Annotated in this window: 23 protein-coding genes; 14 read left to right on the forward strand and 9 right to left on the reverse strand. The window is 63.4% G+C overall.

Features of this window, described 5'->3' with window-relative positions; genetic code table 11:
• Window positions 1-9: 9 nt before the first annotated feature.
• From I8N66_RS05965 to I8N66_RS05975, 3 genes are read right to left on the reverse strand one after another with little or no spacing between them, the layout of a single operon-like run.
• Window positions 10-576 carry an SRPBCC family protein gene (locus I8N66_RS05965; RefSeq protein WP_113540435.1) on the reverse strand — a complete coding sequence of 189 codons (567 nt, stop codon included), beginning with the start codon at window positions 574-576 and terminating at the stop codon, window positions 10-12.
• Window positions 573-935, reverse strand: coding sequence for a metalloregulator ArsR/SmtB family transcription factor (locus I8N66_RS05970; protein WP_291150864.1), 363 nt, complete (start codon window positions 933-935; stop codon window positions 573-575). The genes I8N66_RS05965 and I8N66_RS05970 overlap by 4 nt, the downstream gene beginning before the upstream one ends.
• Window positions 936-985: 50 nt before the next feature.
• Window positions 986-1801, reverse strand: a complete 816-nt coding sequence (locus I8N66_RS05975) for a crotonase/enoyl-CoA hydratase family protein (RefSeq protein ID WP_291150867.1) — start codon at window positions 1799-1801, stop codon at window positions 986-988.
• A gap of 83 nt (window positions 1802-1884) precedes the next feature.
• Here I8N66_RS05975 and I8N66_RS05980 point away from each other — a divergent pair, with 83 nt between their 5' ends.
• A complete protein-coding gene (locus I8N66_RS05980; RefSeq protein ID WP_291150870.1) occupies window positions 1885-2505 on the forward strand; it encodes a TetR/AcrR family transcriptional regulator in 621 nt (206 codons plus the stop codon).
• Between the two features lie 122 nt (window positions 2506-2627).
• Window positions 2628-2978, forward strand: coding sequence for a VOC family protein (locus I8N66_RS05985; protein ID WP_291150873.1), 351 nt, complete (start codon window positions 2628-2630; stop codon window positions 2976-2978).
• Between the two features lie 327 nt (window positions 2979-3305).
• Here the strand turns inward: I8N66_RS05985 and I8N66_RS05990 are convergent, their stop codons facing one another.
• Entirely contained in the window at window positions 3306-4589 is a 1284-nt protein-coding gene (locus tag I8N66_RS05990) for a cystathionine gamma-synthase family protein (protein ID WP_291150876.1), read from the reverse strand.
• A gap of 126 nt (window positions 4590-4715) precedes the next feature.
• On the opposite strand from I8N66_RS05990, the gene I8N66_RS05995 reads away from it, so the two are divergent.
• From I8N66_RS05995 to I8N66_RS06005, 3 genes are all read left to right on the forward strand, one after another.
• Complete coding sequence (locus I8N66_RS05995; protein ID WP_113540430.1) at window positions 4716-5174, forward strand: Lrp/AsnC family transcriptional regulator; 459 nt, start codon at window positions 4716-4718, stop codon at window positions 5172-5174.
• Window positions 5175-5310: 136 nt separating this feature from the next.
• The gene (locus I8N66_RS06000; RefSeq protein WP_113540429.1) at window positions 5311-6600 is read left to right on the forward strand and encodes a mechanosensitive ion channel domain-containing protein; all 1290 of its coding nucleotides are present in this window, start codon (window positions 5311-5313) and stop codon (window positions 6598-6600) included.
• A gap of 220 nt (window positions 6601-6820) precedes the next feature.
• A complete protein-coding gene (locus tag I8N66_RS06005) occupies window positions 6821-8506 on the forward strand; it encodes an alpha/beta-hydrolase family protein (protein WP_291150881.1) in 1686 nt (561 codons plus the stop codon).
• Here I8N66_RS06005 and I8N66_RS06010 read toward each other — a convergent pair.
• The gene (locus I8N66_RS06010; RefSeq protein ID WP_291150884.1) at window positions 8500-9414 is read right to left on the reverse strand and encodes a LysR substrate-binding domain-containing protein; all 915 of its coding nucleotides are present in this window, start codon (window positions 9412-9414) and stop codon (window positions 8500-8502) included. The genes I8N66_RS06005 and I8N66_RS06010 overlap by 7 nt on opposite strands.
• A gap of 136 nt (window positions 9415-9550) precedes the next feature.
• On the opposite strand from I8N66_RS06010, the gene I8N66_RS06015 reads away from it, so the two are divergent.
• From I8N66_RS06015 to I8N66_RS06030, 4 genes are all read left to right on the forward strand, one after another.
• Complete coding sequence (locus I8N66_RS06015; RefSeq protein WP_291150887.1) at window positions 9551-10216, forward strand: isochorismatase family cysteine hydrolase; 666 nt, start codon at window positions 9551-9553, stop codon at window positions 10214-10216.
• Window positions 10217-10341: 125 nt separating this feature from the next.
• Complete coding sequence (locus tag I8N66_RS06020) at window positions 10342-10644, forward strand: GYD domain-containing protein (protein ID WP_291150890.1); 303 nt, start codon at window positions 10342-10344, stop codon at window positions 10642-10644.
• An 11-nt stretch (window positions 10645-10655) separates the two neighbouring features.
• The gene (locus I8N66_RS06025) at window positions 10656-11471 is read left to right on the forward strand and encodes a transporter substrate-binding domain-containing protein (protein ID WP_291150893.1); all 816 of its coding nucleotides are present in this window, start codon (window positions 10656-10658) and stop codon (window positions 11469-11471) included.
• A gap of 18 nt (window positions 11472-11489) precedes the next feature.
• The gene (locus I8N66_RS06030) at window positions 11490-12161 is read left to right on the forward strand and encodes an amino acid ABC transporter permease (RefSeq protein WP_291150896.1); all 672 of its coding nucleotides are present in this window, start codon (window positions 11490-11492) and stop codon (window positions 12159-12161) included.
• 15 nt (window positions 12162-12176) lie between these two features.
• On the opposite strand, the gene I8N66_RS06035 is transcribed toward I8N66_RS06030, so the two are convergent.
• Window positions 12177-13052 carry a LysR family transcriptional regulator gene (locus tag I8N66_RS06035; RefSeq protein WP_291150899.1) on the reverse strand — a complete coding sequence of 292 codons (876 nt, stop codon included), beginning with the start codon at window positions 13050-13052 and terminating at the stop codon, window positions 12177-12179.
• A 123-nt stretch (window positions 13053-13175) separates the two neighbouring features.
• Between I8N66_RS06035 and I8N66_RS06040 the strand changes: the two genes are divergently transcribed.
• The 4 genes from I8N66_RS06040 to I8N66_RS06055 all read left to right on the forward strand — a co-directional run bounded on the left by I8N66_RS06040 (window position 13176) and on the right by I8N66_RS06055 (window position 21511).
• Complete coding sequence (locus I8N66_RS06040) at window positions 13176-15623, forward strand: FAD-dependent oxidoreductase (protein WP_291150902.1); 2448 nt, start codon at window positions 13176-13178, stop codon at window positions 15621-15623.
• Window positions 15620-18067, forward strand: a complete 2448-nt coding sequence (locus I8N66_RS06045) for an FAD-dependent oxidoreductase (RefSeq protein WP_291150905.1) — start codon at window positions 15620-15622, stop codon at window positions 18065-18067. The genes I8N66_RS06040 and I8N66_RS06045 overlap by 4 nt, the downstream gene beginning before the upstream one ends.
• Before the next feature lie 362 nt (window positions 18068-18429).
• Window positions 18430-19974: a trimethylamine methyltransferase family protein gene (locus tag I8N66_RS06050; protein ID WP_291150909.1), complete on the forward strand. Its 1545-nt coding sequence runs from the start codon at window positions 18430-18432 to the stop codon at window positions 19972-19974.
• Between the two features lie 304 nt (window positions 19975-20278).
• The gene (locus tag I8N66_RS06055) at window positions 20279-21511 is read left to right on the forward strand and encodes an aromatic ring-hydroxylating dioxygenase subunit alpha (RefSeq protein ID WP_291150912.1); all 1233 of its coding nucleotides are present in this window, start codon (window positions 20279-20281) and stop codon (window positions 21509-21511) included.
• 42 nt (window positions 21512-21553) lie between these two features.
• On the opposite strand, the gene I8N66_RS06060 is transcribed toward I8N66_RS06055, so the two are convergent.
• Window positions 21554-21997: an Lrp/AsnC family transcriptional regulator gene (locus I8N66_RS06060; RefSeq protein WP_291150915.1), complete on the reverse strand. Its 444-nt coding sequence runs from the start codon at window positions 21995-21997 to the stop codon at window positions 21554-21556.
• A gap of 114 nt (window positions 21998-22111) precedes the next feature.
• Between I8N66_RS06060 and I8N66_RS06065 the strand changes: the two genes are divergently transcribed.
• Window positions 22112-22696: an isochorismatase family protein gene (locus tag I8N66_RS06065; protein ID WP_291150918.1), complete on the forward strand. Its 585-nt coding sequence runs from the start codon at window positions 22112-22114 to the stop codon at window positions 22694-22696.
• Between the two features lie 117 nt (window positions 22697-22813).
• On the opposite strand, the gene I8N66_RS06070 is transcribed toward I8N66_RS06065, so the two are convergent.
• Both I8N66_RS06070 and I8N66_RS06075 read right to left on the reverse strand, forming a co-directional pair.
• Window positions 22814-23338: a hypothetical protein gene (locus I8N66_RS06070; protein WP_291150921.1), complete on the reverse strand. Its 525-nt coding sequence runs from the start codon at window positions 23336-23338 to the stop codon at window positions 22814-22816.
• 215 nt (window positions 23339-23553) lie between these two features.
• Window positions 23554-24663 (reverse strand): ABC transporter substrate-binding protein, encoded by a 1110-nt coding sequence (locus I8N66_RS06075; protein WP_291150968.1) that lies wholly within the window; start codon window positions 24661-24663, stop codon window positions 23554-23556.
• Window positions 24664-24665 lie beyond the last annotated feature (2 nt).

The following is a 24665-nucleotide window of genomic DNA, read 5'->3' on the forward strand; positions in this document are numbered from 1 at the left end:
ATTCCGCCGTCACGGCTTCGGAATACGCGCGTCATATTGCGCTTCCAGGTCGGCAAACTTGCTCCAGAAGGCTGCCGGCTTTTCGCCTTCGAGCAGAGCGCGCAAAATGTCGAGATGCACGTGCCAGCCGGCGGAAAAGCTGGTCATGATGGCACGATCGGCGATGCGTTTATGGGTGACAACGAGCAGCACCTTGTCGCCGCGAGGGCTGAGCTCGAAGCGGACCTCCGAGGGCGTGCCGGTCTCTTCGTTCCAGGTATAGGCGAGCAGCCGCGGCGGCTCCCAGGCGAGCACGTGACCGTAATTGCGCACCTCGCCGGCATGCGCGGCATATTTCTGCGGCGGCCGATCGTCTTCCGCTGTCAGTTCCGAGTGGCGGAAGACGTGCTCGACCGCGGCACCTTCGCACGAGCCGATCGTGCCCGATGCCATCCAGAGCCGACGCTTGCTTTCCTCGGTCAGATAGGACCAGACCCGCTCGATCGGGCCCGGCAGCAGGCGTTCGATGCGCACCGCGTCCGGTGCGATGACGCGACCGTAATCGGTACCGGCAAAGGCTGTGGCAGACGAAGTCATGGCTTTTCCTCCGGATCATTTTGGATAGTGGCGTCTTCGGCCAGAAGCAGCGCCTCGAGTGCGTCGATGCGGGTCCGCCAGAAGGCTTCGTAATGGCGCATCCACTCCATGCCTGCATGCATCGGCGCGGCATCGAGCCGGCACACATGCGTGCGACCTTTCACTTCGCGGCGCACCAGACCTGCTCCTTCCAGCACCTTGATGTGCTTCGATGCCGCGGCCAGCGAGATCGAGAACGGCGCCGCAAGCTCACCCACCAGTCTTTCGCCCTGCGAAAGGTCCTGGAGCATGGCGCGCCGCGTCGGGTCCGAAAGCGCGTGAAACACGGCATCGAGATGTGCGTTCTGATATTCAACCATATCGTTGAATATCGTCGCGATCGACCTAATTGTCAACCGTTCGGTTGAATTTAAAAGTATCGCGAAAAGAGACCGGGCCGCGGTGGATCGTCGTGGACGCGCCGTCCCCTCCAGGCAGCGAGCGCATCCGCGAGATCGTCGGTTGGCACCATCTGGGCAAACTGTTCGCTTTCGACCAGCAACCCCTCGGCGATCGACATGTTGAGGCCGCGGGTTACGGCATTGATGATCGAGCGGATGGCGAGGGGGGAGTGCGCCATGATGCGTTTTGCTAGGTCACGGGCGGAAGCGATCAGTTCCTCATGCGGGACGACGCGGTTGACGAGCCCTAGCTCCAGCGCGCGATCGGCCAGGAAATCCTCGCCGGTCAGGAGCAGTTCGATTGCGCGCTTGCGGCCGGCCAGCCGCGGCAGGCGCTGGGTGCCGCCGAAGGTCGGCGGCATGCCGAGCTTGATCTCCGGCTTGGCAAAACGTGCCTTGTCGCTAGCAATTGCCAGATGCACGGCCTCGGTAATCTCACAGCCGCCGCCATAGGCGAGCCCGTTGACGGCGGCGATCACCGGTTTCGGGAAGGCTTCGAGCCGGGCCGTCAGGCCCTGACCGCGGCGAACGAAATCGCGCACGGCCGGGTTCACGCCCTTGGCCACGCTTTGCGAGAACTCATGGATATCGCCGCCGGCGGAAAAGGCTCGCTCGCCGGCGCCGGTGATGATCACCGCGCCGATCTCGTCGTTCACTTCGATCTCGTCGAGAAGGCTCATGAGCCGGTCGATCAGCTCGTAGTTGAGCGCGTTGAGTTTCTGCGGACGGTTGAGAGTGAGGACGGCGATGCCCTCTGATATCTGCATCAGCACAGTGTTCGACATGGTTGCTCTCCGGCAGGTGTTGACGGGGAGAGGCTAGGTGAGGGAAGATGCGATGTATATTCACTAGTCGGTATACATCAGAGATGGCGAAACCAGAGAAATCGACCCGGGACGTGATCGTCGCAGCGGCGGAAAAGCTGTTTTATGCCGAGGGCATCCGTGCCGTCAGCGTCGATGCGGTGGCCGAGGCGGCGGGGGTCACGAAGCGCACGCTCTACTACCACTTCGAAAGCAAGGACGAGCTGATCGCCGCCTATCTCGAAGGTCGCGACCAGCCCAATCTCAAGCTCTTCCGGAAGTGGTTCGACACGGGCGACGGGGACCTTGCCGACAAGGTCGAGGCGATCTTCGTCAATCTGGCGCGGGCGGCGCGCCACCCGAAGTGGAAGGGCTGCGGTTTCCTGCGCACCTCTGCCGAGCTTGCCAACATGCCAGGACATCCGGCGCTCCGGATCGGTGCGGCTCACAAGAAGAAGTTCGAGGCGTGGATGGCCGAGACCTTCACCGACGCCGGCGCCGCCGAGCCTGCCATGCTGGCAAAGCAGATCCTGCTGCTGCTCGACGGCAGCTTCGCCGTGGTGCTGCTGCACCGGGATGCCAGCTATATGGAGATGGCGGGCAAGGCAGCGGCGACGCTGGTGCGGGCGGCGCTTGCCGACGCAAACCCGCACGCGTCATCGAAGCACGCGGCGGCGGCTTTCTGAAGCGATGCGTTTTCGCTTCAACTGAGTGCACTTGGCAGGCAGTATAGGCTGTATCGCGTTCAACAGAACAACTGGGGAGTGCCGATGTAGCCGTGTTGCGGCTCACCGGAGGAGAGCAATCCATGACCGTCAAGCGTATCGTCTCCAACCTCTACGCGCCGGACCCGCGGGCGGCACGCGCCTTCTACGGTGACCTCTTGGAACTGGACGTGGTGATGGATCACGGCTGGATCCTGACCTTTGCCGCCGAGGGCAAGGCGGCGATGCCACAGGTGAGCATCGCCAGCGAGGGCGGCAACGATACGCCCGTGCCGGTGCTTTCGATCGAGGTCGACGACGTCGACCGGGCCTATCAGCGCGCCAAGGCCGCCGGCGTCGAGATCGTCTACGACATCACCAACGAGCCCTGGGGTGTGCGCCGTTTCTACATGCGCGACCCGTTCGGCAATATCGTCAACATCCTGGCGCACTAAAGCAATTCCAGGAAAAGTGCGCAGCGGTTTTCCGTCCGGAATTGCGCCAGCCAAGCGAGCCAATTCCAGGAAAAGTGCGCAGCGGTTTTCCGTCCGGAATTGCGCCAGCCGAGCGAGCCAATTCCAGGAAAAGTGCGCAGCGGTTTTCCGTCCGGAATTGCGCCAGCCGAGCGAGCCAATTCCAGGAAAAGTGCGCAGCGGTTTTCCGCCCGGAATTGCGCCAGTCAAGCGAGCCAATTCCAGGAAAAGTGCGCAGCGGTTTTCCGTCCGGAATTGCACATTTCAATTCAGCGAAGCGGCCGCCGGCTCGACCGGCGGCCGCTTGCATCAGGAGACCGACAGGGCGTTTGAAAGATCCGCGACGAGATCATCCGGATGCTCGATGCCGATCGACAGGCGGATGGTCGATTCCAGCACGCCGATGCGGTGGCGCACCTCGATCGGCACGCCGGAATGGGTCATGGCCGCCGGGTGGCTGGCGAGCGATTCCGTGCCGCCGAGGCTGACGGCGAGCTTGAAGATCTGCAGCGCATTCAGAAAGCGGAAGGCCGCTTCCTGGCCGCCCGTAATGTCGAAGGAGAAGGTCGAGCCGGCGCCGGTGCACTGTGCCTTGAAGGTGCGGCCGACGGGCGTATCCTCGCCATGGAAGGGCAGGTAGTGGATGCGCTCGACCTTCGGGTGCTCGCGCAGGAACTCGGCGACGATACGGGCATTGTCGTCGGCCTTCTGCATGCGCACCGAGAGCGTTTCCAAGGAACGGCCGAGCATCCAGCAGGAATGCGGATCGAGCTGGGTGCCGATCGCGCCGCGCAGCGCCTTTACCTGCTTCATCACCGCCTTGGAGCCGAGCGCCGCGCCGGCGATGAGGTCGGAATGGCCGCCGACATATTTGGTCAGCGAATAGAGCGAGATGTCGGCGCCGTGTTCGATCGGCCGCTGGAAGACCGGGCCGAGCAGCGTGTTGTCGCAGGCGACGATCGGCGTATGGCCCTGCTTTCGGCCGATAGCGTCGGCAACGCGGCGGATCATGGCGACATCGACGAGGCTGTTGGTCGGGTTCGCCGGCGTTTCTATCAGGATCACCGAGACACGGCCCTTGGCCATCGCCTCTTCGGCGGCGGCCGTCACCGCCGCTTCGTTGACGCCATCGGCAAAGCCGACGGCGGCGACGCCGAGATTGAGGAAGGTGCGGGCAAGCAGTGTCTCGGTGCCGCCATAGAGCGGCTGGCTGTGCAGCACCGCGTCACCCGGCTTGACGAAGGCGAGCAGGGTCGTGGCGATCGCCGACATGCCCGACGAGAACAGCGCGCAGCTCTCGGTGCGCTCGTAGACGGCGAGGCGGTCTTCGACGATCTCGCTGTTCGGATGGTTGAAGCGCGAATAGACGAGGCCGGCGCCGACGCCCGCCGGCGGCTCGCGGCGGCCGGAAACGAAGTCGAAGAAGTCGCGGCCCTCTTCGGCCGAGCGGAACACGAAGGTCGAGGTCAGGAACACCGGCGGCTTGACGGCGCCCTCGGACAGTTCCGGATCGTAGCCATAGTTCAGCATCTGCGTTTCGGGATGCAGCTTGTGGTTTCCGATATGGGTCTTGGAGGGATGCGGTGCGGTCATGACTTGTCTCCTGATGGGAAGCGGACTCGACTGACAGGCAAATTATATCAGATGCTTGGACTGATCCTTGCTATTTCCGGCTCGAGGTCTTTGAGTTGCGCAAAGATCTGGCTGAGTTGAGAAGATATGGCGCAGAAAATTGCCGACGAGATGGATCGCAGGATTTTGAAGGAACTGGTGGGGGATGCCCGCCTCACCAACAACGAGCTTGCCGAACGGGTGGGGCTATCGGCTTCGCCCTGTCTGCGTCGGTTGCGACGGCTCGAGGAGACCGGCGTCATCCGCGGCTATACGGCGCTGATCGATCCGGCGGTCGACGGCTGGACGATGACGGCGATCGCGACTGTCAGGCTCAGCCGCCAGCACGAGGACGAGATCGTCATGTTCGAGGAGGCGGTGCGCGGCTGGGACGAGGTGCTCGAGTGCCACCTGGTAACCGGCTCGCGCGATTATGTGCTGAAGGTGATGAGCGCCGGCCTCGATCAGTACGAGCGCTTCATCAAGGAGAAGATCGCAAGGCTCAAATGCGTCGCCTCGATCGAGACCAGCTTCGTCATGAACACCATCAAGGAGCGGCGGATCTAGCGTCCACGCTTCACAAGTCTTTGAAGACGTTCGACTTTCTTCGGTCGGCTTTGAAAGCGTCGAGGATGCCCTAGATTCAAGGGGTCAGGGCGTCCCCAAACGCTCGGCGGGCGCCTTGATCTCTCGGAGAGAGACGATGGATTTGGCAACAGCGTTCGATGCCGTCGCTTCCTGGTTGCGCACGGTCCTTTTGAACGAGTGGACGTATTATCAGCTCGCCATCATCGTCGCCGGTCACCTGATCTGCGGCGCGCTGGCAAAGCGGACAGAGCCGCTGGTCGAAGCGCGCGCCCGCCTGATCAAGGGTAACCCGGACCTGCTGCGCGTGATCATCGCCTTCATGCGGCGGCTGCAGTGGCTGTTTCTGATCGTCTGGCTCTGGATCGCCGACGGGATGATATTGCGCTTCGGATGGCCTTCCTATCGCTGGCTGGTGGCCACTGCGCTGACGCTGACGGCGGCCTGGTTCGTCATCTCGGTGCTGACACGCATCATCCGCAACCAGATGCTGGCGCGGGTTACCGCCGTCGTCGGCTGGATCTATTTTGCGCTCTATGCGGTCGGGCTCGATCGGGTGATCCTGACGACGCTCGACGGCGTTGCCATCAATTTCGGCGCGGTTCGTCTGTCGCTGCTGCTGGTCCTCAAAGCCATCGTGCTTTCTTCCGCGCTGGTCTGGCTTGCGGTGCTGATCGGCAACGTCTCTTCACACTGGATCCAGCGTTCAGCGGATCTGACGCCCTCCTTCAAGGTGCTGATCAGCAAGTTGGTCAAGATCGCGCTGATCGGCTTTGCCGGCGCAATCGCGCTGTCGGCAACCGGCATCGACCTGACGGCGCTGACGGTCTTTTCCGGGGCGGTCGGCGTCGGTATCGGTTTCGGTCTGCAGAAGGTGGTCTCCAACTTCATATCCGGCATCATCATCCTGCTCGACAAATCCATCAAACCCGGCGACACGATCACGCTCGGCGATACCTTCGGCTCCGTGCGCGACCTGCGCTCCCGCTTCGTCTCCGTCATCACCAGGGACGGAAAGGAGTACCTCATTCCGAACGAGGACTTCATCTCGCAGCAGGTGGTGAACTGGTCGTTCTCAAGCGACTTCGTCCGCATCGAGGTCAGTTTCGGCACCTCCTATGACAGCGATCCGCATGAGGTGGCGCGCATTGCCATTGCGGCTGCCAAATCGATCCCACGGGTTGCCAGCAGCCACGCGGAGCCGGTCTGCTGGATGACCGGCTTCGGCGCATCGTCGCTCGATTTCAAGCTGAGGTTCTGGATCTCCGATCCGAGCAACGGGCTCACCAACATTCGCGGTCAGGTGCTGATGGCGCTGTGGGATGCCTTCAAGGCGGCGGGCATTTCGATCCCGTTCCCGCACCGCGAAATCATCATGAAAACACCGGTCGAGGTGACCCGCGCGTGAGGGTCGGAGTGCCGCTGTCAGGCCAGTGCTTGCGCGTCTTCCGGTTGCGGCGATTGACTGGACACGAGCGGGAGGCGACATTGCTGCCGGCGCCTGCTGCGCGTTTCGTCAAATCGTCGCCGATTTGAGGATAAATGTGCAGCAATTCAAAGTGATACGGGACCTTCGCCGGACGGCCTCGGCCGTTGCGGTGACATGTCTGCATAAGGTGGGATCGGCCATGGCAAATCTTCAACAGACCCGACTGTCGAGACTGCCGGTGCCGCGCTTCGTTTCGGCGCTGCTGGCATCCTTCTCGACCTCCGGCCTGATTGTCGGCGTCTTCTTCTTTGCCATGTCGCTGACGCCGAGCCTGATCCCGCGACCCTATGTGGTGCAGGCGGTAATCTCTGGCCTGTCGCTTTCCGCCGGCTATGCGATCGGCGTGCTCATGCGCTGGCTATGGTCCTTGCTCGACCTGCCGGAGATCCGCGGGCGCACCGGTTTCACCGTGAAGGTGGTGGCGGCGTTCGGCTGCATCGCGGTTGCGCTGACCTTCCTCTGGCGCACAGCCTACTGGCAGAACACGGTGCGCGAGATCATGGGGATGCACCCGGTCGAAAGCGCCGAGCCGTTCAAGCTCGGCCTGATCGCGGCCGTCGTCTTCGTCGTCGTCGTGCTGTTGGCGCGCCTGTTCCGGCTGACCTTCCGGTTTCTGACCAGGCGTTTCGAATATGTGCTGACCCGGCCGATGGCCAAGCTTGCCGGGGTGGTTGCGGCGCTCGCGCTCTTCTGGTCGGCCGCCGATGGTGTCATCTTCCGCTTTGTCCTGCATGCGGCCGACAGCTCGTTCCAGCGGCTGGACGCCTTGATCGACCCCGACGTTGCGCCGCCGACAGATCCTTCGAAGACGGGCAGTAGCGCGTCGCTGATGACCTGGGACGAGCTTGGCCGCCAGGGGCGCCAGTTCATCGCGTCCGGCCCGGCCGCGAAGGACATCGGCGCCTTTTTCGGGGCTGAGGCAAAGGAACCCTTGCGGGTCTATGCCGGTCTCAACTCGGCCGAAACCGCCAAGGAGCGGGCGAAGCTGGCGCTCGAGGAACTGAAGCGCGTCGGCGGTTTCGAGCGCTCCAATCTGTTGATCGTGGTTCCGACCGGCACCGGCTGGATCGACCCGCCGGGCCTCGATTCGCTCGAATATCTCTTGAAGGGCGATGTCGCGAGCGTCGCCGTGCAGTATTCCTATCTCACAAGCTGGCTGTCGCTGCTGGTCGAGCCGGAATATGGGGCGGAGACGGCCGATGCACTGTTCGACGCGGTCTATGGCTACTGGACGACGCTGCCGAAGGACAAGCGGCCGAGGCTCTATCTCTATGGTCTCAGCCTCGGCGCAATGAACTCGCAAGGCTCGGTCGATCCCTTCGACATCATCAGCGACCCGTTCCAGGGCGCTCTCTGGGTCGGTTCGCCGTTCCCGACCAGGACCTGGCTGCAGATCACGCGAAATCGCAATCCCGGCTCACCGGAATGGCGGCCGCTCTATCGCGATGGCTCGGTGATCCGCTTCACCAACCAGGAAAACGCGCTCAACATTCCGGGCGCCCAGTGGGGCAATGTCCGCATCGTCTACCTGCAATATGCGAGCGATCCGATCACCTTCTTCGATCCCCATTCCTTCTACCGTGAGCCGGACTGGATGAAGGCGCCGCGTGGTGCCGACGTTTCGCCCGCGCTTCGCTGGTTCCCGGTCGTCACCATGTTCCAGCTGTTGGCCGACATGGCGCTCGCGACCACGTCGCCGATCGGCTACGGCCATGTCTATGCGCCGGAACACTATATCGACGCCTGGATGCAGGTGGTGGCACCGCCTGGTGTGACCGAGGCGGATGCCGAGCGGCTGAAGGCGCTGCTCAAGGGCCGCTACTGAGCCTGCTTGTCGCCCAAACGCTCGCCGCGCAGGTGGGCGGCGATCTGGTTGGCGAATGCCTGGATCAGCGGCTCCTCGGCTTTTTCCGTGGGGCAGAGCAGGTAGTAGCCGGCCGACGCCGGTATTGCCGTCGGGAAAGGCTGGATCAGCCGTCCCTCATAGAGATAGGAGCGTGTCAGCACGTCGGAGACGAGGGCAATGCCCTGTCCTTGCAGCGCCGAGGCGACGGCGATCGCGACCGATTGCACCCGCACGCTGCGGCTGCCCTCGAGCGAGATGCGCGAGGCGGCCGACCAGCGCGCCCATTCCCGGCCGTCATCCTCATGCAGCAGCGTGACGTCGCGCAGCTTCCTCTCGCGCAGCGGTCCTTCGAGCCGGGGAAAGAGCAGCGGCGAGCAGACCGTGCGCAGTTTCACGTCGCTGACCGCCTGCCACCACAGGCCGTCGAAAGGCGGGTTGTCGTAGACGACGGCGAGATCGACGTCGTCCCAGGCGACGTCGCTGGCGCGAATGCAGTTGCGCATCGAAAGGTCGGTCAAACCACGCGCGCCGGCAAACTGCACCAGCAGCCCGGCCATCCAGGCAATCGCCAGCGCCGGTGGCAGGGCGACGGTCAGCTTGTGCTGGTGGCTTTCAAGCCGTCGGTCGGTGCCGTCCTCGACAGCTGCGGCAAGGTTGCCGATCGCGTGGGAAACCGTCTGCGCGAACTCGCGACCGGCGGCGGTGAGCTTGATGTTGCGGCCGGATTTCTCAAGCAGCGTCAGGCCGGTCGTCTCCGACAGCCGGCGCAATTGCAGCGACACGGCGCCGGGGCTCAAGCCCAACTCGTCTGCCGCCTGGCGCACGGAACCGATGCGCGCCACAGCCTCGAACGCCCGGATATAGGGCAGGAAATGCAGCGCCTTCACATGGATTCTCCGCGTACCTGGTGGCCGTTTGAGGCTCATTATTGTTTAGCCAGACTGCACAATATCAAGCATAAAAAATCGCTATTCCCAATCGATTTTTGCTCCTATGAATCGAACCGGAGAGAGGGAGAACACCATGATCGAGGCACAACCGTTTGATTTTCCTTATGATGGAAAGCTGGTTCCGTCGCAGACCGCGCTGATGGTGATCGATCTCCAGGTCGACTTCTGCTCGCCGAACGGCTACTTCGCGTCGATGGGCTACGATCCGGCGCCGCTGGCCGCCATCGTGCCCTCGGTCAATCGGGTGATTGCAGCAGCGCGGGCTGCCGGCTGCCTGATCATCCACACGCGCCAGGGCTACCGCGCCGATCTCGCCGACATGACGCCTTACGAGAAATGGCGGCGCAAGCGCTCGGGGCTGGAGAATACGCAGGTGCTGTTGCGTTCGAGCCCGGGGTTCCAGCTCTTGCCCGAACTCGATGTCGCCGACACCGATGTCATCATCGACAAGACCTGCAACAGCTCCTTCACCTATACGGATCTCGAGCATGTGCTGAGGTCTCAGGGCATCACCCACATGCTCTTTACCGGCTGCACCACCGATGTCTGCGTACACACGACGCTACGCGAAGCCTGCGACCGCAATTTCCAGTGCCTGACGATTTCGGACTGCTGTGCCAGCGGCGAGCAGTGGGCGCATGAGGCGGCGATCAACATGATCTCGATCGAGAACGGCATCTTCGGCACGGTCTCGACCAGCGATGCGGTCATTGCCGGATTGGCCAAGGCCGCGCGCTAGCGCTCTGGCACCGCGCAATTCCGGACGAAGAACCGTTTCGCACTTTTCCTGGAATTCTCCGAGCGCGGCTCAATACCTCACATTTCCAAAGCCTTTTGCCAACCGTTTCAACGGATTGATGCCCTATGCAAAGATATATCTCGCTAATGCGACTGACCTCCAAGGGACTGGCCGAGCTCTCGGACAGCGGCGCCCGGCGCAGGGTGAGCGAGGATCGGGTCGCAGCGCTTGGCGGCCGCTCGGTCGCCTTCTATGCCACGCTCGGAGCCTACGACTTCGTCCAGGTTTTCGAGATGCCGGACAATGCGTCGATGATGCAATACGTGCTGACGGCGCGGCGTGATGGCTTTGTGGATCCGCTCATCCTTCCGGCCTTCGACAGCCAGACCTACGGCGACATCGTCGGCCGCGTTTCACCAGCACAATAAGGGGAATGACGATGTTCAGACTGGCATCCTGCGCAACTCTTCTTACAGCCGCCGTGCTTTCGGCCGGCGCCGCACAGGCCGAGCCGCCGGCCTTTGCGGCGGATGGCGAGATCGGCGTCTGCACCACCGCCGCCTTTCCGCCGCTCTCCTTCAAGGAGCATCCCGCCGACGCGGCGCCGACAGGCATCGACATCGAGATCGCCGAAGCGCTGGCGGCGCAATGGAATGCGAAGGTGAGCTACACTGTCACCGAATTTGCCGGCCTGCTGCCGACGCTTGGGGCAGGGCGCTGCGATGTCATCATTAGCGGCATCTACATCAACGCCAAACGGCGCGAGACCTATGACGGCGTGCCCTACATGAAATCGGCAACCGCGATGGTCACCAAGGCGGGCCGCGATACGATCAAGGTGCCGGAGGACCTGAGCGGCAAGGTCATCGCGCTCGAAGCCGGCGCCTACTACAAGGAAGAGCGGATCGGGCCGCTGAACGAGGCACTCGCCGCCAAGGGCCTGCCGCCGGTCGAGGTGCAGGAATACCCGACACAGCAGGCGGCCTATCAGCAGGTTTTCGTCGGCCGCGTCGATGCGACGGTGACGGAAGAGGCCGAGGGTGCCTATCGCGCCGCGCGCTCCGACGGCACGCTTCAGCTTCCTTACATCTGGGCCTCGGATTTCAAGTACGGCATCTACAGCCGCCGCGACGGCGGTGATGCAGTCGCGGTCAAAGCGGGGCTGAAGGCGCTCAAGGAAAAGGGCTTCTTCGGTGATCTCGCCAAGAAATACGGCGTCGATCCGTCGCTCTTCGACGTCGATTACGACTCCTGATCAAAAAGGGGGCAGGGCATGAACTTCGACACCAAACTGTTTCTCGATGCCCTGACCATGCCCGTCATGCTGCAGGGGGCGGGCATCGCCATCCTGCTTTCGATCCTGGTGCAGGCGGCGTCGTTCCTACTCTGCCTGCCGCTTGCCGTCGCGCTGAATTCGGTGGCGGCGGTGCGGCGTACGGCAGCGCAGCTCTATGTCTGGCTGTTTCGCTCGGCGCCTCTGATCCTCGTGCTCCTGATCGTCTGGAACGGCGCGCCGCAGCTCTTCCCCGGGCTGACGCGGGCGCCCTGGTACACGCCCTTCGTCGCCGCCTTCATCGCGTTTACTCTGGTGACGGCGGCCTACATGGCGGAGGCGATGCGCGGGGCGCTTTCGGCAATCGGCCAGGGGCAGACGGACGCCGCCCGCGCGCTCGGCCTCAATCGCTGGCAGACGTTCTTTCTCGTGATCCTGCCGCAGGCGCTCAGGATCGTCATGCCGGTGCTGGTCAACGAATTCATCAACCTGATCAAGCTGACCTCGCTTGCCTATGTGATTTCAATGCGCGAGATCATGGCGGTCGTCAACGACGCGATCGCATCAAGCTTCCGCTTCGTCGAATGGTACTCCGCGGCGTTGATCTATTACCTCGCGATCGTCTCCATCCTGATGGTCCTGCAGCGGCTGATCCAGCGCCGCATGGCGTAACAGCTCGACATTGATCTAGGCGCTCTCTGTATTTGGCACCGGCAGCGTGGCGAGCAGTTCGCCCATGGCGGCGATGATCTTGCGGTGCTGGTGGGCGTGACGGGTGCGCAGGCTGGTTGCGGCATAGACCGTCTGCGGGATCACCGGAGCATCGTGAACGCGGGCGGCAAATCCGTCTGCCGCCAGCCGCTCCGCCGTGGCGGCGGTCACATAGGCCGAGCCGCCGAGGGCCGCGAGAACCCGGGTGATCGCCATGTTCTGGCCGGCCGAGACGAGTGCGGCGGAGAGATGCGGCAAGGCCAGCCGGTGGGCGCGGTCGAAGGTCGGCGAATAGCTCGAGCGGATGTAGTTTTCGGAGCGTACATCTGCGAGGTCGCGGGCCTCGGTGCTGACCAGCACGTAATGCAGATCGCCGATCCGTTCGTAGTAAAGGTCAGGCAGATAGTGGGGCGTATAGAGGATCGCCAGATCGAGGTCGCCGGCGCCGAGATCGCGGTTCATCTGGTTGGAGTAATCGGCCTCCATATAGACCTCGATGCCGGGCATGTCCCGGCGGATCGCCGCCATCCATTCCCCCGCAAAAGCCTCGGCCAGATCATGCTGGATGCCGAGCCGCATGGAACGCTCCAGCGCCCCGGCATTGGTGACGGCGCGCGTTGCCTCATGCCATTGGTTTTGCAGGGCTTTCGCATAATCTAGGAAACGCAGCCCGGCAGCGGTCGGCACGGTGCCGCCCTTGTTGCGGGTGAAGAGCTTGCGGTTGAACTGCGCTTCCAGCGCCTTCACCCGATGCGAGACCGTCGACTGGGTGAGGTTCAGCCGCTCGGCGGTGCGATTGAAGGAGCGACTCTCCATCAAATCCAGGAAGGTTTCGATCAGCTCCACCTGCATGCCGTTCTCTCCCGCTGCAATCGCTCCAATCTAATCGAAAACATCGATCAATAAAGCCTGTTTCCGTTGCTTGATGACGCCCGGCTTCACCGGCAAGAATTCGGCAAAACGAGGGAACAGTTGATGTCGAATTTGCCGTCGCACGCACGCGTCGTGATCATCGGTGGGGGAGCGATCGGGGCTTCCTCGCTTTACCATCTTGCCAAGGCCGGCTGGACCGATTGCGTGCTTCTGGAAAAGAACGAGCTGACGGCGGGCTCGACCTGGCATGCGGCCGGCAACGTGCCGACGTTTTCGTCCTCCTGGTCGATCATGAACATGCAGCGCTATTCGGCGTCGCTCTATCGTGACCTCGGGGCCCAGGTCGATTACCCGATGAACTATCACGTCACCGGCTCGATCCGGCTCGGCCACTCGAAGGAGCGGCTGCAGGAATTCAAGCGCGTCGTCGGCATGGGCCGCTATCAAGGCATGGATCTCGACATTCTCTCGCCGGACGAAATGCGCGCCCGCTACCCGTTCCTCGAAACCCACGAGCTGACCGGCGCGCTCTACGATCCCTATGACGGCGACATCGATCCGGCGCAGTTGACGCAGGCGCTGGCCAAGGGTGCGCGCGACATGGGCGCCAAGATCATCCGCTTCTGTCCGGTCACGGGCGCGCGCCGCGAAAACGACGAATGGGTCATCTCGACGCCGCAGGGCGAGATCCGCTGCGAATACGTCGTCAACGCCGCCGGCTATTATGCCCGCGAAGTGGGCAAGATGTTCGGCCGTGACGTGCCGATGATGGTGATGAGCCATCAGTACATCCTGTTCGACGAAATTCCGGAACTCGCCGCCTGGTCGAAGGAGGTCGGCCACAAGCTGCCGCTGCTTCGTGACGTCGACAGCTCCTACTATCTTCGCCAGGAGAAGAACGGCATGAACCTCGGGCCCTACGAGCGCAACTGCCGCGCCCATTGGGTAACGCCCGACGATCCGATGCCGGAAGATTTCTCCTTCCAGCTCTTCCCCGACGATCTCGACCGGCTGGAATGGTACCTGAACGATGCGGTCGAGCGCGTGCCGATTCTGGGAACCGCCGGTCTGTCGCGGATCATCAACGGCCCGATCCCCTACGCGCCCGACGGCAACCCGCTGATCGGCCCGATGCCCGGCGTGCCCAATGCATTCGAGGCCTGCGTCTTCACCTTCGGCATCTGCCAGGCGGGTGGCGCCGGCAAGGTGCTCGCCGAATGGATTACCGAGGGGCAGACCGAGTGGGACATGTGGTCCTGCGACCCGCGCCGCTACACCGACTATACCGACCAGGATTATTGCATCGCCAAGGGCATGGAGATCTACGGCCACGAATATGCGATGCATTTTCCCAAACACTATTGGGCGGCCGGCCGCGACAGGAAGATGTCGCCGATCCACGATCGCATTACCGCCCTTGGCGCCCAGTTCAAGCCCTATAACGGCTGGGAACGGGCGATGTGGTACGCCAAGCCCGGCGACGACACCTCCGAGGAGGCGACGCAGACCTGGGGCCGGGAAGGGCCGTGGGCGAAGCGCATCGAGGAGGAATGTCTCGCCGTGCGCGATGCCGCCGGCATTCTCGACCTGCCGGGCTTCTCGCGTTTTCGGGTGAAGGGCGAGGGCGCGACCGCATGGCTTTCCGGCCTCATCACCGGCCGCGTGCCGAAGCCTGGGCGAATCGGCCTTGCCTATTTCGCCGACGACAAGGGCCGGATCGTCACGGAAATGTCGGTCATGATGCTGGACGAGGATTTCTTCTTCCTGATCACGGCGGCGACCGCGCAGTGGCACGATCTCGAATGGCTGCTGAAGCACCGGCCGGCAGACGCCGCCTTCAGCATCGACGACGTCACCAAGTCCTTCTCCTGCCAGATCCTCACTGGGCCGAAGTCGCGCGCGATCCTCGCCGAGGTCAGCGAAGCGGATCTCGCCAAGGGCTGGCTCACGCACCAGACGGCGCAGATCGCCGGGCGCCATTGCCAGCTCGTGCGCGTCTCCTTCGCCGGTGAACTCGGTTGGGAGATCCATACCAAGGTCGAGGACACGGCCGCCATCTTCGACGCCGTCTGGGCGGCCGGGCAGAAGCACGGGGTGAAGCCCTTCGGCATGGAAGCGCTCGATAGCCTGCGCATCGAGAAGGGCTACCGCGCCTGGAAGGGCGACCTTTCGACCGACTACACCATCCTGCAGGGCGGGCTGGAGCGCTTCGTCGATTGGGGCAAGCCTGGCTTCAAGGGCAAGGTGGCGCTGGAGCGCGAGAAGCAGCAGGGCGTTTCCAAGCGCTTCGTGACGTTGACGGTCGCCGCAGACGGTTGCGACGCACCCTACATGTCGACGCTCTGGTCCGACGGTCAGGTGGTCGGCGAAACGACCTCGGGCAACTGGGGCCACCGCGTCGGCAAGTCGATTGCACTCGGCATGCTGCGCGCCGATCTCGCCGTGCCCGGCACGGAAATCGAGGTCGAGATCTTCGGCGATCGCTTCAAGGCTACGGTCGAAGCGGACCAGCCGCTCTGGGATCCCTCCAATGAAAGACTGCGCGCATGACGAAGCCCATTCCCTCGAAAGCCCGTGCGGTCATCATCGGTGGCGGCGTGTCCGGCTGTTCGGTCGCCTATCACCTGGCCAAGCTTGGATGGACCGACGTGGTTCTGCTTGAGCGCAAGCAACTGACGTCAGGGACCACCTGGCATGCGGCCGGCCTTATCGGTCAGCTGCGCGCTTCGCAAAACATGACGCGGCTCGCGAAATATTCTGCCGACCTCTACGTCAAGCTCGAGGCAGAGACCGGCATTTCCACCGGCATGCGCCAGAACGGCTCGATCACCGTGGCGCTGACGGAGGAACGCAAGGAAGAAATCTACCGACAGGCGTCGCTTGCGCGGGCTTTCAATGTCGACGTGCGCGAGATCACGCCTGACGAAGTGAAGGCGATGTATCCGCACCTCAACACCTCGGACGTGAAAGCGGCGGTGCATTTGCCGCTCGACGGCCAGTGCGACCCGGCCAACATCGCCATGGCGCTGGCCAAGGGGGCGCGCCAGAACGGCGCAACGATCATCGAAGGCGTGAAGGTGACCTCTGTTTTGAAGAAGGACGGCCGGGTGACCGGCGTCACCTGCGAACAGAACGGTGAGACCTACACGATCGAGACCGAGCATGTCGTCAATTGCGCCGGCATGTGGGGCCGGGAATTCGCGCGGCAATCGGGCGTCACGGTGCCGTTGCATGCCTGCGAGCATTTCTACATCGTCACCGAGGCGATCCCGAACCTCACGCGCCTGCCGGTGCTGCGCGTGCCCGATGAGTGCACCTACTACAAGGAGGACGCCGGCAAGATGCTGATCGGCGCCTTCGAACTGAAAGCCAAGCCCTGGGGCATGGATGGCATCCGCGAAGATTTCTGCTTCGACCAGCTGCCCGACGATTTCGACCATTTCGCGCCGATCCTCGAAATGGCGGTCAACCGCATGCCGATGCTGGAGACGGCCGGCATCCACACCTTCTTCAACGGGCCTGAGAGCTTTACGCCCGACGACCGCTACTATCTCGGCGAGGCGCCGGAGGTGAAAGGCTATTGGGTGGCGGCCGGCTACAACTCGATCGGCATCGTTTCCTCGGGCGGGGCCGGCATGGCGCTCGCGCAATGGATGAACGACGGCGAGCCGCCCTTCGATCTCTGGGAGGTGGATATCCGCCGGGCGCAGCCGTTCCAGAAGAACCGCGCCTACCTGAAAGACCGCGTCTCTGAAACGCTCGGCCTGCTCTATGCCGACCATTTCCCCTATCGCCAGATGGCGACGGCCCGCGGTGTGCGCCGCTCGCCGCTGCACGAGCATCTGAAAGCCCGCGGCGCGGTCTTCGGCGAAGTGGCGGGATGGGAGCGGGCCAACTGGTTTGCGAACGAGGGCCAGGAGCGCGAATACCGCTATTCCTGGAAGCGGCAGAACTGGTTTGAAAACCAGAAAGCGGAGCATCTGGCTGTGCGCAACGGCGTCGGCCTGTTCGACATGACCTCCTTCGGCAAGATCCGGGTCGAGGGGCGCGACGCGCTTTCCTTCCTGCAGAAGCTCTGCGCCAACGAGATGAACGTCGAGCCCGGCCGCATCGTCTATACCCAGATGCTGAACGGGCGCGGCGGCATCGAGAGCGACCTGACGGTGACCCGTCTTTCGGAAACCGCCTTCCTGCTGGTGGTGCCCGGCGCCACCTTGCAGCGCGACCTTGCCTGGCTGCGCAAGCATCTGACCGACGAGTTCGTTGTCATCACCGATGTCGGCGCCGGCGAAAGCGTGCTTTGCGTCATGGGGCCGAAGGCGCGGGAGCTCATGCAGAAGGTCAGCCCCAACGATTTCTCCAATGCCGCTCATCCTTTCGGCACGGCCCGCGAGATCGAGGTCGGCATGGGGCTCGCCCGCGCCCACCGCGTCACCTATGTCGGCGAACTCGGCTGGGAGCTCTATGTCCCGACCGACCAGACCGCGCATGTGTTCGAGGCGCTGGAGGCGGCGGGCGAGGGGCTGGGCCTGAAGCTCTGCGGCATCCACACGCTCGACAGTTGCCGCATCGAAAAGGCCTTCCGCCATTTCGGCCACGACATCACCGACGAGGACCATGTGCTCGAAGCCGGGCTCGGCTTTGCGGTCAAAGCCGACAAGGGCGACTTCATCGGCCGCGAGGCGGTGCTTGCCAAGCACAATCGGGGCCTATCGCGCCGGCTGGTGCAGTTCCGGCTTTCCGATCCCGAGCCACTGCTCTTCCACAACGAGGCGATCGTTCGCGACGGCAAGATCGTCGGCACGATCACGTCGGGCAATTACGGCCATCACCTCGGCGGCGCGATCGGGCTTGGCTACGTGCCGTCGGAAGGCGAGAGCGCCGACGACGTGCTCGGATCAAGCTTCGAGATCGAGATCGCCGGCACGCGGGTGAAGGCCGAGGCGTCGCTGAAGCCTATGTACGACCCAAGGGCGGAGCGGGTGCGGATTTAGGGCAGGCGGTTGGGCTCGTCCCTCATCCGCGCGGAAAGGCTAGAGCCCCTCATCCGCCTGCCGGCACCTTCTCCCCGCAGGCGGGGAGAAGGGAGACGCGGCCCCGGGTCATTCCCTCTCACCACACGCGGAGAGAGGTTGGAGTGAGGGGCGGTGGAAGAACGAGGCGGTGCAGAAGGCCAGCTAATCCTCATCCTCATGAACGCTGAGGAGAGGAACGAGCGGGCGCCACAAGTCCCTTCTCCCCGTCCAGACGGGGAGAAGGTGCCGGCAGGCGGATGAGGGGCAATCTCTCACCGCGCGGATGTGGGGCAGCGCCGCACGGCAGGAATCAGGGGCATGCGCCCCATTGGGAGATGATGATGGCTGATGATTGTGCAGTTGCGGCTTCGAGACGGTCCGGCGGGCGGGCGGCGCGGGTGGCGCTGCGCGCGGCTCCCTTGGCCGAAAACATCCGGCCGGTACGCCCTGGGCTTTCCGGCGGGCAATACAAGCCGTTGAGCGACGCCAATGTGAAGCGCATCCACGAGGCAGCACTCGATGCGCTGGAGCAGATCGGCCTTGCCAATGCGCCGAAATCGGGTGTCGAGATCATGACCGGCGCCGGCGCGATCCTCGGCGATGACGGACGCATCCGCTTTCCCCGAGCACTGGTCGAAGACATGCTTGCGATCGCCGCGCGCGACATCACGCTTCATGCCCGCGATCCGAAACAGGATCTCGAGCTCTCGGGCACTCGCGTCTATTACGGCACCGCCGGAGCCGCGGTACACATCGTCGATGTCGAGAAACGCGAATACCGCGAGTCGACCTCCAAGGACCTGCTCAATGCCGCGCAGCTCGTGCACCACCTCGACAATGTGCACTTCTTCCAGCGCGCCATGGTCTGCCGGGATGTGGCCGACAACTTCCTGATGGACATCAATACGCTCTATGCCTGCTGCGCCGGCACGACCAAGCATGTCGGCACCAGCTTCTCCGATCCCTCGCATGTCGACGGCTGTTTCGATCTCATCCACATGATCGCCGGCGGCGAGGACAAGTGGCGGGCGCGGCCCTTCGTTTCCAACTCGAACTGCTTCGTCGTGCCGCCGATGAAGTTCGCCGAGGAAAGCTGCATCACCATGGAAAAGTGCATCCGCGCTGGGATGCCGATCCTGCTTCTTTCGGCCGGTCAGGCGGGCGCCACCGCACCGGCACCGCTTGCAACCGCGATCGTCCAGGCGGTGGCCGAGTGCCTGGCAGGCGTGGTCTATGTCAACGCTATGTCGCCCGGCCATCCTGCCGTGTTCGGCACTTGGCCCTTCGTCTCTGACCTGCGCACCGGGGCAATGTCGGGCGGTTCGGGCGAACAGGCGCTGCTGACGGCCGGCTGCGCCCAGATGCACCAGTTCTACCGCCTGCCGGGTGGCGCTGCGGCCGGCATCGCCGACGCCAAGCTGCCGGATATGCAGGCCGGCTGGGAGCAGGCGATCTCCAACGTCATGGCGGGGCTCTCCGGTCTCAACATGGTCTACGAGGCCGTCGGCATGCATGCCTCGCTGCTCGGCTTCTGCCTCGAATCGCTGGTGCTTGGCGACGATCTTCTGGGGCAAGTGCAGCGCTGCATCCGCGGCATCGACGTAACAGAGGATTCGGTCTCGCTCGAAACCATGCGCTCGGTTTGCCTCGAGGGCCCCGGCCACTATCTCGGCCACCCGCAGACGCTGGGGCTGATGCAGACGGAATACATCTATCCGGCGGTTGCCGACCGCACGAGCCCGAAGGAATGGGTGGAGATCGGCCGTCCGGATCTGGTGGCCAAGGCGATCGAGAAGAAAAACCGCATTCTGGCGGAGGCGGCCCCTTCGGTGATCGCGCCTGAGATCGACCGGATGATCCGGGAGAAGTTTCAGATCTTCTGCTGAAGGCTCCGTCCCGGTCGCGGGACGGGTGTTGCGGGCGGCCGGACATGGTCGCTCGTTCCCTACAGATTGCAAGGAAATGCGACGGGCTGAGGTGTCGACCGAAGTTCGCGGCTGGTGACGTGTGCCTGGGGATGGAGACACACGCGTTTGGGCTGGCCCTGATGCGAGGGGGAGCGCCTCTGATCCGGCCTGCTTCTCCCCGTTTTGACCGGGAGAAGGAGACGCGTGGCGAGCCCCTTGCGTCAAAATGAAATACACGCGCGCCGGAACGCGGTCCTTCCGGTCCATTGTTGGAGTTCAGCCCATGCTCGTATCGGAGCTCAAGACCACAACTGTTACCGGCGACCGTATCGACCAGCTGGTCGCCGCCCATCGCGCCGGTCATGGGCTTGCCCGCGCCTTCTATCTCGATCCGGAGATCTACGAACGTGATCTCGAGCGGGTCTTCCGCCGCCATTGGCACTGCGTCGCCCATGAGAGTGCGATCCCGAATGCCAATGACTTCGAGGTCTTTCGCATGGCATCAGAGCAGGTGATCGTCACCCGCACGGCGAACGGCGAGATCCACGCGATGCTCAATGTCTGCCGTCATCGCGGCGCTGAGGTCTGCACCAAGGACAAGGGCAACGCCCGCGCCTTCGTCTGCCCCTATCACGCCTGGACCTATGGCAATGACGGGGCGCTGAAGGCAGCAAGGCTGATGCCCAAGGATTTCAGGCGCGAAGACCACGGGCTGAAGAAGCTGCATGTGCGCGTCACCGAAGGGCTGATCTTCATCTCCTTTGCCGAAGAGCCGCTCGATTTCTCCGAGGTCGAGCATCTGCTGCACGCGACCTGCGGGCAGTATGGCTGGGGATCGGCGAAGATCGCCCATCGCCAGTCCTATCCGGTTGACGCCAACTGGAAGCTCGCCGTCGAGAACTATGTGGAGTGCTACCACTGCGGCCCGGCGCATCCGGAATATTCCGAGACACATGCGCTGGAACAGCCGCTGCACATGATCGAGGAACTGAACGCCCGGATGGAGGCGCGTACTTGTGAACTGGGCATCGAGGTTGGCTCCGGCAACCACTGGCAGACGTCTGCCGGCGGCAAGGAGGCGGTGCATGCCTTCCGTTATCCGCTCTATGACGGCGCCAAGACCGGGAGCAAGGACGGCCAGGCGCTGAGCACGCTGATGGGGCGCTTCAGCGATTTCGACGGCGGCGTCACCTCCATTCACCTCGGCGGCACCACCTTCCTCGTCTGCTATCCCGATCACGGCATGATCTACCGCTTCGTGCCCAAGACCGCGGAGACCTCGGAGATGGAGCTGATCTGGCTCGTCGACGGTAGCGCCGAGGAGGGGCGCGACTACGATCTGGAAAGGCTGACGTGGCTGTGGAAGGTGACGACCGAGGAAGACAAGGCGATCATCGAACATACCGCCCGCGGCGTGCGCTCGCACTATTTCATGCCGGGGCCGATCGCGCCGATGGAGCACAACGAACTGCGCTACATCCATTGGTATCTCGACGAGATCAGCCGGCCGGCCTGAAGCAGGGCCTCAAATGTGTGGGATCGGCCAAGGCCGGCCCACCTAATCTCTTCGATCGAAATGCGTCCGGAGCGCCACATGCGTCTGCACGGTGGCGATGCCCGGGATCAGGGAAATCTGCCGGCGGATCGTGTCGAGATCGCCATTGGATGCGCATTCGACGAGCACCATCAGGTCGGTGGACCCGGCGAGCGACCAGCAGGTGACCACTGGCGGCATGGCGGAGAGATGCGGCACGATGTGATCGCAATTCTTGCTGGACTGGAACGTGATGGCGACCAGGGCCCTGACCGTCGGGTTCTTGTCCTCGACGCCGAGACGGATCGTGTAGCCGGCGACGACGCCTTTGGCTTCGAGGCGCCGCAGGCGCTCGTGCACGCCGCTGCGCGAGAGGCCGGCATGTCGGGCGAGCGCCACCAGGCTCTGGCGAGAATCCTGGCGAAGCGCTGCCAGCAGCAGCCGATCCTTGTCGTCGAGTTCCGTCAAATTGTATCTCCTTTCGTGCGAAGGCCGGACATTTGTCCGGTCTGGCGCCATCTTGTCCAGTGAAACCGGACGATAGGACAGATAGCTTCCTTCTCGCAACGAAGGAGCCTTGCCATGAAATTACCCGTAGTGCCCGACAATGCCGTGCTGCTGCCGATCGACATGCAGCAGGCTTTCGACAGCGCCCCCTGGCCACGCCGATGGAATGCCGATATCGACCGGAATGGTCTCGCTTTGCTTGCCGCCTGGCGCGCCGCCGGCCGGCCGGTGATCCATGTACGCCATGATAGCGTCATGCCGGGCTCGACACTCGGCCCCGGTGCTTCCGGCAACGCCTTCCGGCCCGGCTTCGAACCGCAGGCCGGCGAGCCGCTCGTCACCAAAAGCGTCAACGCCGCCTTCATCGGCACCGATCTCGACCTCAGGCTTCGTCGCCTCGGCGTCGATACAGTCGTTACGTTCGGCATCTCCACCGACATGTGTGTCTCCACCTCGGTGCGCGTCGGCGCCAATCTCGGTTACCGCATGATCCTCGTCGAGGATGCATGCGACTGCTTCGATCAGCCGGATGGAGATGGAACGGAAATCCCGGCACGGGACGTCCACCGAGCCCATGTCGCGACCTTGCGCGCCGAATTCGCCGAGGTGACGACGACGGTTGCTTTCGTCGAAGCCCTACGCCGTCCGCACGCCGCCTAGAATATCCCACTCTCCTGTCGAATCGCCGAGCGCGCGCTGTTCACAAGCGATTCCTGATAAACTGTGAAGCGGGTTTCCGCCGGAATTGTGTCGCATTCCGGGCACTGCGCCCGCTGTTCACCGGTTTGTGCCGCGAACCTCGACGATGTTGGTCGTCCATTTTGGGGCCGTCAGGCTCTGGCCCTCGCGGTTCGGAAAGGTGAGGAAAGTTTCGAACGGCCGGCTCTGGCCGGCCGGCACCCGGGCGAGGATGAGGGCCGCGTCGTCGCCGATCGCCTGGCAGGCATCGTCAGGGCAATCTTCCAGCGTGACCGAAAGCCGGAAATATTCGAGCAGGGTCTGGCCCCTGTTCGTCACCGTGCCACGCAGGCGGAAGCTTCGTTCCGGCTGGCTTTGCTCGAAGGTTAGCCCTTCCAACGCTATGTCGGCAGCGCTGAGGCCCGCGGGTTGCGTCGTCTGCGCCGGCTCAGGTGCTACGGGCTTGCGGCCGTCGCGATCGCTGAACCAGATGATGAAGGCGACGAGCAGGCCGACCGCTACGGCGACCGAGAGGATCGGTTCCGCCCATTGGCGAAAACGGCTGAAGCGCGCTGCCAGATACACAACGACAAGACCCAGCGGTAACGCAATCAACCAAAGCATCCAGATCCTCCTCACCGCATCATTCCTTGAATCGGATTCGATGCAAGAGGGAAACCATGCAGCCGATCAAAGCGTTAGACGGTCCTTGCCCTCTTGGAACAAGGCCGTGACGACACTTATATAGTGCGTCTTGCGGCAGACAACACGCGACGATAAGCAGCGGGTGGCGATCCCGGTCGACCAGGGACGGACACAGGTCAAGTGAGGAAGGAGAGCTACTCCGCTGGCTTCAGGTCTACCCAGTAGGTGCCCTCGAACGGGACCGCAGCGAATCGGGTGTTGATTTCGTCAAGGCTCTTATTCGGATCGAGATCACCAAAGAGATCCGGCCGGATCCAGGTGGCGAAGGCTTCTGCGGCGACGATGTTGAGTGGGATGGCGTTGAAGAAGTTCCAGAGTCCATGGACCTGCTTTTCCTCAACGGCGCGCATGCTCGTGAGCGCGGGCGCCTCGATGGTGCGGGCGAGCGTCTGGCGCGCTTCGTCCTGGCTGACACCGGGCCCGATCGAGAGCGTGCCGTATTTGCCGCCGGGCGAGGAGGTGGCGATGTAGATATCGGGATTGGCGGCCATGACCGCTTCGGCATTGACCGTGCCGCCGGGGCGCGGCAGCACGCCTTCGGCGATGTTGCGGCCGCCGGCGATCGTCAGGAATTCGCCGAGACCGCCGGTGCCGTAGGCCCAGCAGCAACGGTCTGCCTGGGGGAAGGCATCCATCAGCACCAGCGGACGGGGCTCCGGCTTGGCGGCAATGCGGGCCTGGATCAGCGCCAGCCTGTCCTCGTAGAACCGTGCAAAGGCGTCGGCCTGCTCGTCGCGTTCGAGGATCCTGCCAAGCAGCCGCATCATGCGCGGCGTGCTCGTCACCGGGTCGTTGTTGAAATCGACGACCACCACAGGCACGCCGATGCCGGTCAGATAGTCGATCGCGCGCTTGCCCGGCTCGGTATCGGCCTGCCAGTTGGCGAGGATGGCGAGGTCGGCTTTCAGCGTCAGCAGCGTTTCGAAGGAAAGGCCGGGGCCGGTTCCGTCGTCGATCTGCGGCACGTCGGCGATATCAGGGAATTTCCGCCGAAAGGCTTCATAGATCTCGGGATTGTCACCCTTCATGTCGCCGGACCAGCCGGCGAGCAGGCTGACGGGATCGGGATGGATCAGCGACAAAGCGACAAGGTTGAAGCCGCTTCCAAGCAGGATTGCCTTCGGCCTTGCCTGGATCATCACCTCGCGGCCGACCGCATCGGTGACGGTCATCGGCCAGTTGCCTTCGGCGCGGGCAGAAAAGGCGAAGAGCAGCGCGACAACGAGAGCGGGCGTCAGCCGTATGG

It is taken from the genome of Ensifer sp. SSB1 (assembly GCF_016652895.1).
Taxonomy (GTDB): domain Bacteria; phylum Pseudomonadota; class Alphaproteobacteria; order Rhizobiales; family Rhizobiaceae; genus Ensifer.

Coding starts and splice junctions, on each gene's coding strand:
- I8N66_RS06020 (WP_291150890.1), top strand. CDS start 10,342: ATGCAAAGATATATCTCGCTAATGCGACTGACCTCCAAGGGACTGGCC.
- I8N66_RS05985 (WP_291150873.1), top strand. CDS start 2,628: ATGACCGTCAAGCGTATCGTCTCCAACCTCTACGCGCCGGACCCGCGG.
- I8N66_RS06045 (WP_291150905.1), top strand. CDS start 15,620: ATGACGAAGCCCATTCCCTCGAAAGCCCGTGCGGTCATCATCGGTGGC.
- I8N66_RS06015 (WP_291150887.1), top strand. CDS start 9,551: ATGATCGAGGCACAACCGTTTGATTTTCCTTATGATGGAAAGCTGGTT.
- I8N66_RS06055 (WP_291150912.1), top strand. CDS start 20,279: ATGCTCGTATCGGAGCTCAAGACCACAACTGTTACCGGCGACCGTATC.
- I8N66_RS06000 (WP_113540429.1), top strand. CDS start 5,311: ATGGATTTGGCAACAGCGTTCGATGCCGTCGCTTCCTGGTTGCGCACG.
- I8N66_RS06050 (WP_291150909.1), top strand. CDS start 18,430: ATGGCTGATGATTGTGCAGTTGCGGCTTCGAGACGGTCCGGCGGGCGG.
- I8N66_RS05990 (WP_291150876.1), bottom strand. CDS start 4,589: ATGACCGCACCGCATCCCTCCAAGACCCATATCGGAAACCACAAGCTG.
- I8N66_RS05980 (WP_291150870.1), top strand. CDS start 1,885: ATGGCGAAACCAGAGAAATCGACCCGGGACGTGATCGTCGCAGCGGCG.
- I8N66_RS06030 (WP_291150896.1), top strand. CDS start 11,490: ATGAACTTCGACACCAAACTGTTTCTCGATGCCCTGACCATGCCCGTC.
- I8N66_RS06005 (WP_291150881.1), top strand. CDS start 6,821: ATGGCAAATCTTCAACAGACCCGACTGTCGAGACTGCCGGTGCCGCGC.
- I8N66_RS05995 (WP_113540430.1), top strand. CDS start 4,716: ATGGCGCAGAAAATTGCCGACGAGATGGATCGCAGGATTTTGAAGGAA.
- I8N66_RS05970 (WP_291150864.1), bottom strand. CDS start 935: ATGGTTGAATATCAGAACGCACATCTCGATGCCGTGTTTCACGCGCTT.
- I8N66_RS06035 (WP_291150899.1), bottom strand. CDS start 13,052: ATGCAGGTGGAGCTGATCGAAACCTTCCTGGATTTGATGGAGAGTCGC.
- I8N66_RS06070 (WP_291150921.1), bottom strand. CDS start 23,338: ATGCTTTGGTTGATTGCGTTACCGCTGGGTCTTGTCGTTGTGTATCTG.
- I8N66_RS06065 (WP_291150918.1), top strand. CDS start 22,112: ATGAAATTACCCGTAGTGCCCGACAATGCCGTGCTGCTGCCGATCGAC.
- I8N66_RS05965 (WP_113540435.1), bottom strand. CDS start 576: ATGACTTCGTCTGCCACAGCCTTTGCCGGTACCGATTACGGTCGCGTC.
- I8N66_RS06025 (WP_291150893.1), top strand. CDS start 10,656: ATGTTCAGACTGGCATCCTGCGCAACTCTTCTTACAGCCGCCGTGCTT.
- I8N66_RS06040 (WP_291150902.1), top strand. CDS start 13,176: ATGTCGAATTTGCCGTCGCACGCACGCGTCGTGATCATCGGTGGGGGA.
- I8N66_RS05975 (WP_291150867.1), bottom strand. CDS start 1,801: ATGTCGAACACTGTGCTGATGCAGATATCAGAGGGCATCGCCGTCCTC.